This is a genomic window from Kitasatospora sp. NPDC058478 (assembly GCF_042720345.1).
Classification (GTDB): Bacteria; Actinomycetota; Actinomycetes; order Streptomycetales; family Streptomycetaceae; genus Kitasatospora.
Map to the genome: position 1 here is coordinate 1 of NZ_JBHXML010000149.1, position 3,755 is coordinate 3,755.

A 3,755-nucleotide genomic window follows, 5' to 3' on the forward strand; every position below is an offset into this window, starting at 1 on the left:
TCGTCCGACAACACCAACTCGACCTTTGGTCGACCCGTCCGCGCCATAGGCCAAGTCTATATTTATGAATGAAATTCCAGACTCAGGACACTAGCGGCGGGCGAGGCCGTCGATCATCAGGGAGACGGTGAAGTCGAAGCGGTCGTGGCCCGTGCCGGCGGTGATTTCGGCGGCGTGGCGGGTGGTGTGGGGGAAGGCCGCGGCGGGCAGGGCGGTGAGGCGGCGCAGTAGTTCGTCGCGGTCGAGGACCCACGCGTCGTCGTCGTGTGCCGCTCGCTGGCGCACGATCGAGACTTCGAGGCAGTAGGCGGCCACGTACAGCAGGAGCGCGTCGACGGCCCAGGCGGCGGCCTGTGGGGCGACGCCGCCGGCGAGCAGGATCGCCAGCATCCCTTCGCTGACGCGCATGGTTTCGAGGTCGGTGGGGGCCATGGCGAGCGCGGCGCGGGAGATCCCGGGGTAGTCCAGGTACTGGTCGCGGATCTGGGTGCAGACGCCGCGGATCTGGTCCCGCCAGGCCGTGGGGTCGGGCTCGGGCAGGGCGAGCGCGGCGCACAGCCGTCCGATGAGCAGCTCGTCGAGGTCGGCCTTGTTGACGACGTGGGCGTAGAGCGAGGCGGGTCCGGTGTCGAGGGCGCCGGCGAGGCGGCGCATGGTCAGTGCCTCGTAGCCCTCGGTGGCGATGACGTCCAGCGCGGTGTCGATGACCTGGTCCACGGTGATGGGGGCCTTGCGGCGCCGCGGCCTGGGGTCGGTCTCGGCGTCGGGGTTCGGCGGCTGGTGGCGTGCCGCGCGTCGCTCTCTCGGGTTCACCGGACCATCATAGCTTGACACGAACGCCGTTCGTTTATAGAACACTGTTCGTGACTACGAATGTGAACCAGGATTCGAACCAGGCCGTGAGCCGGGACGTGCAGCGGGACGTGGACGTGGACGTGACCGTCGTCGGCGCCGGGCCGGTGGGCCTCGTGCTCGCCGCCGAGCTGGCGCTCTCCGGGGCGACGGTGCAGGTGCTCGAACGGCTCGCCGAGCCGGACCGGTCGATGAAGGCGGGGGCGGTCAACGTCCCGACGGCCGAGGCGCTCGACCGCCGCGGCCTGCTGCCGGCCGCCGAACAGGTGCAGCGGGAGCAGCTCGAACGGGTCGGGTCGTTCGCCCGCGCGGTCGACCAGCCGCCCGGCGGCGGCCGGCCGGCGCGCGCACCCCGCTTCACCGGGCACTTCGCCGGGATGGTCCTCGACGCCGACCTCGTTGACTGGTCCGACGCCGACCTCGCCGCGCACACCGCCGTCGACGGAGCGCGGATGGTGCCGCAGCGCGAGCTGGAGGCACTGCTGGCCGGCCAGGCCGCGCGCCTGGGCGTGGCGGTGCGTCGCGGGGTGGAGGTCACCGCGCTCGAAGACACCGGCGACGGCGTGCTCGTCACCACCACCGCCGGCACAGTGCGCACCGGATGGCTGGTCGGGTGCGACGGCGGGCGCAGCACCGTGCGCCGCCTCGCGGGCATCGGCTTCCCCGGCACCGACCCCGAACTCACCGGACACCTGGCGGTCGTCGACATCGCCGACCCCACGGTGCTCGCGGACGGATGGGCGTGGTCGACCCGGGGCGCCTACCGCTACGGGCCGCAGCCCGGGCGGGTGGTCACCGTGGAGTTCGACGGCGGCCCCGCCGACCGCTCCGCGCCGGTCACCCTTGAGGAGGTGCAGAGCAGCCTGCGCCGGGTCTCGGGCACCGACGTCACCCTCACCGCGCTGCGCGGCCCCGCGACCCGCTGGAGCGACAACGCCCGCCAGGCCGCGGCCTACCGCTCGGGGCGGGTGCTCCTGGCCGGCGACGCCGCGCACGTGCACTCGCCGTTCGGCGGCCAGGGGCTCAACCTCGGGGTCGGCGACGCGATGAACCTCGGCTGGAAGCTCGGCGCCGTGGTCGCCGGGTGGGCGCCCGAAGGACTGCTCGACACCTACGACGCCGAGCGCCGCCCCCTCGGCGCCTGGGTGCTGGACTGGACGCGGGCCCAGATCGGGGTGATGCGCGGTGACGCCAAGTCGGCCGCGCTCCGGGAGGTCGTCGCCGACCTGCTGGGCACCGGGGCGGGCGCGACCCACGCGGTCAAGAAGATCTCCGGGGTGACGCAGCGCATCGACCTGCCCGGCGACCACCCGCTGGTCGGGCGGTACGTCCCCGACCTGTGGCTGGGGGACGGCTCCCGGCTGGTCGACCACGGCCACGGCGGCGGGTTCCTGCTGCTCGACCGCACGGCGGACGGCGCGTTCACCCGCCTCGCCTCGGACTGGACCGGGCGGGTGACCGTTGTGACCGCTGTGGCCGACGACAGCGCGACACCGACCGGAGTCCTCGTCCGCCCGGACGGAGTGGTCGCCTGGGCCTGCGACACCACCAGCACCGCCACCGGGGCCGCCGCCGACGCCGCCGCCCTCGAAGCCGCCCTGCACCGCTGGGCGGGCACCCCGTCCCCCTCGCCGGGGCCCGAGCCGGTGCGCTGAACTTCGAGCCCTCCGACCGCCCCCGGAATCGGGACGGCTGCACGGACGCCCGATGCCCCGGTTGGCGCGTCGGCGGCGATCGGGCCGAACTCGGCCGCGAAAGGAGCCCGATGAAGCAACGCCCGAGAGCGCCGACGAGGACACCGTGAACCGCCGGACCCCCCGCCCTGAAGACGGTCCGGGAGATCTGGAAACGCTCGATGCCTGAGTCCGTAAGGTCCTTGACGCGCGAGACCTCTTGCGAACCGCCACTGCGAACTCCCTAGAGCACTCAACCTGTGTCCTAGGTCAGAAGGTAGAGCGAGGAGAAGTGCTGTCGGCTTCAACGTCGGTTCACTAGTGTGCTCCTGAGTGACTATCACCTCGACTGAGGAGTAGCGCATGGCCGGCTCCAAGACGTTCACCGCGATCGCCGATCACTACCGGCAGGCGATACTCACCGGCGAACTCGTTCCAGGCGAGAAACTCCCGACCAACAGGGAGATGTGCCAGCGGTGGAACGTCGCAGCGGCAACCGTCAGCAGGGCCTTGAACCAGCTGATGGTGGAAGGGCTCATCAGGACGAGTCCGCGTGGCACGTTCGTCGCGGACGAGGTGACGTCGACCGCGACGGGACGGGACCGGCTGACCACGGTCCAGCGGCTCAGGTCCAGCCTGATGGAGGGCGAAACCAGCCGGGTCACGGCCGCCGAGCTGGTGGTGCCCCCGTTGTACGTGCAGGACATCTTCAACCTTGATCCCGGCGATCAGCTGGTCAGGCGCGAGTACATCGCGGGCCGGGGCCGGAGCCGGACCATGCTGGCGGTCGTCTGGTACCCGGCGCACTTCGCAGCGCTGGTGCCGGATCTGCTCTCGACGGCGCCCGGCAAGAACGCGGGTCTCACTGCGAAAGTGCTCGACGCTTCCGGCCGGACGATCACGCATGCCCGGGATGACATGCATGCCCGGGAGTGCGATGCCCGAGAGGCATCGGCCCTGGGTCTTCGCGTGGGGTCCCCGGTCCTGGGCGGGGTGCATCGCTGGTCGGACGACGAGGGCGTGATCGAGTTCGGCCTCTGGGTCGTCCCGACCCGGGTCACGGTCGGCTACGAGTACGGCGCCTGAGCCCCCGACACCTGCGCCACCGACAAACGCACAAGCCGCCCCGGCCCCTTAGTACTGCAACCGCATCTGGGGGGTGTGTCCTCGGCGTTTGTAGTGGGAGTTGCGGGCGCGGGCTTGGCTTCGTCGTCGGAAGTGTGACCAGTG

3 protein-coding genes are annotated in these 3,755 nt (G+C 71.6%); 2 read left to right on the plus strand and 1 reads right to left on the minus strand.

Features of this window, described 5'->3' with window-relative positions; translation table 11 throughout:
* Window positions 1-90: 90 nt before the first annotated feature.
* Complete coding sequence (locus ACFWPT_RS40700; protein WP_380368466.1) at window positions 91-813, minus strand: TetR/AcrR family transcriptional regulator; 723 nt, start codon at window positions 811-813, stop codon at window positions 91-93.
* A 98-nt stretch (window positions 814-911) separates the two neighbouring features.
* Here ACFWPT_RS40700 and ACFWPT_RS40705 point away from each other — a divergent pair, with 98 nt between their 5' ends.
* Window positions 912-2,507: an FAD-dependent oxidoreductase gene (locus ACFWPT_RS40705; protein WP_380488083.1), complete on the plus strand. Its 1,596-nt coding sequence runs from the start codon at window positions 912-914 to the stop codon at window positions 2,505-2,507.
* Window positions 2,508-2,888: 381 nt separating this feature from the next.
* The gene (locus ACFWPT_RS40710; RefSeq protein ID WP_063352252.1) at window positions 2,889-3,611 is read left to right on the plus strand and encodes a GntR family transcriptional regulator; all 723 of its coding nucleotides are present in this window, start codon (window positions 2,889-2,891) and stop codon (window positions 3,609-3,611) included.
* Window positions 3,612-3,755 lie beyond the last annotated feature (144 nt).

Bases quoted from the DNA above. Each gene is read 5' to 3' on its own strand.
- ACFWPT_RS40710 (WP_063352252.1), top strand. From the start codon at position 2,889: ATGGCCGGCTCCAAGACGTTCACCGCGATCGCCGATCACTACCGGCAG.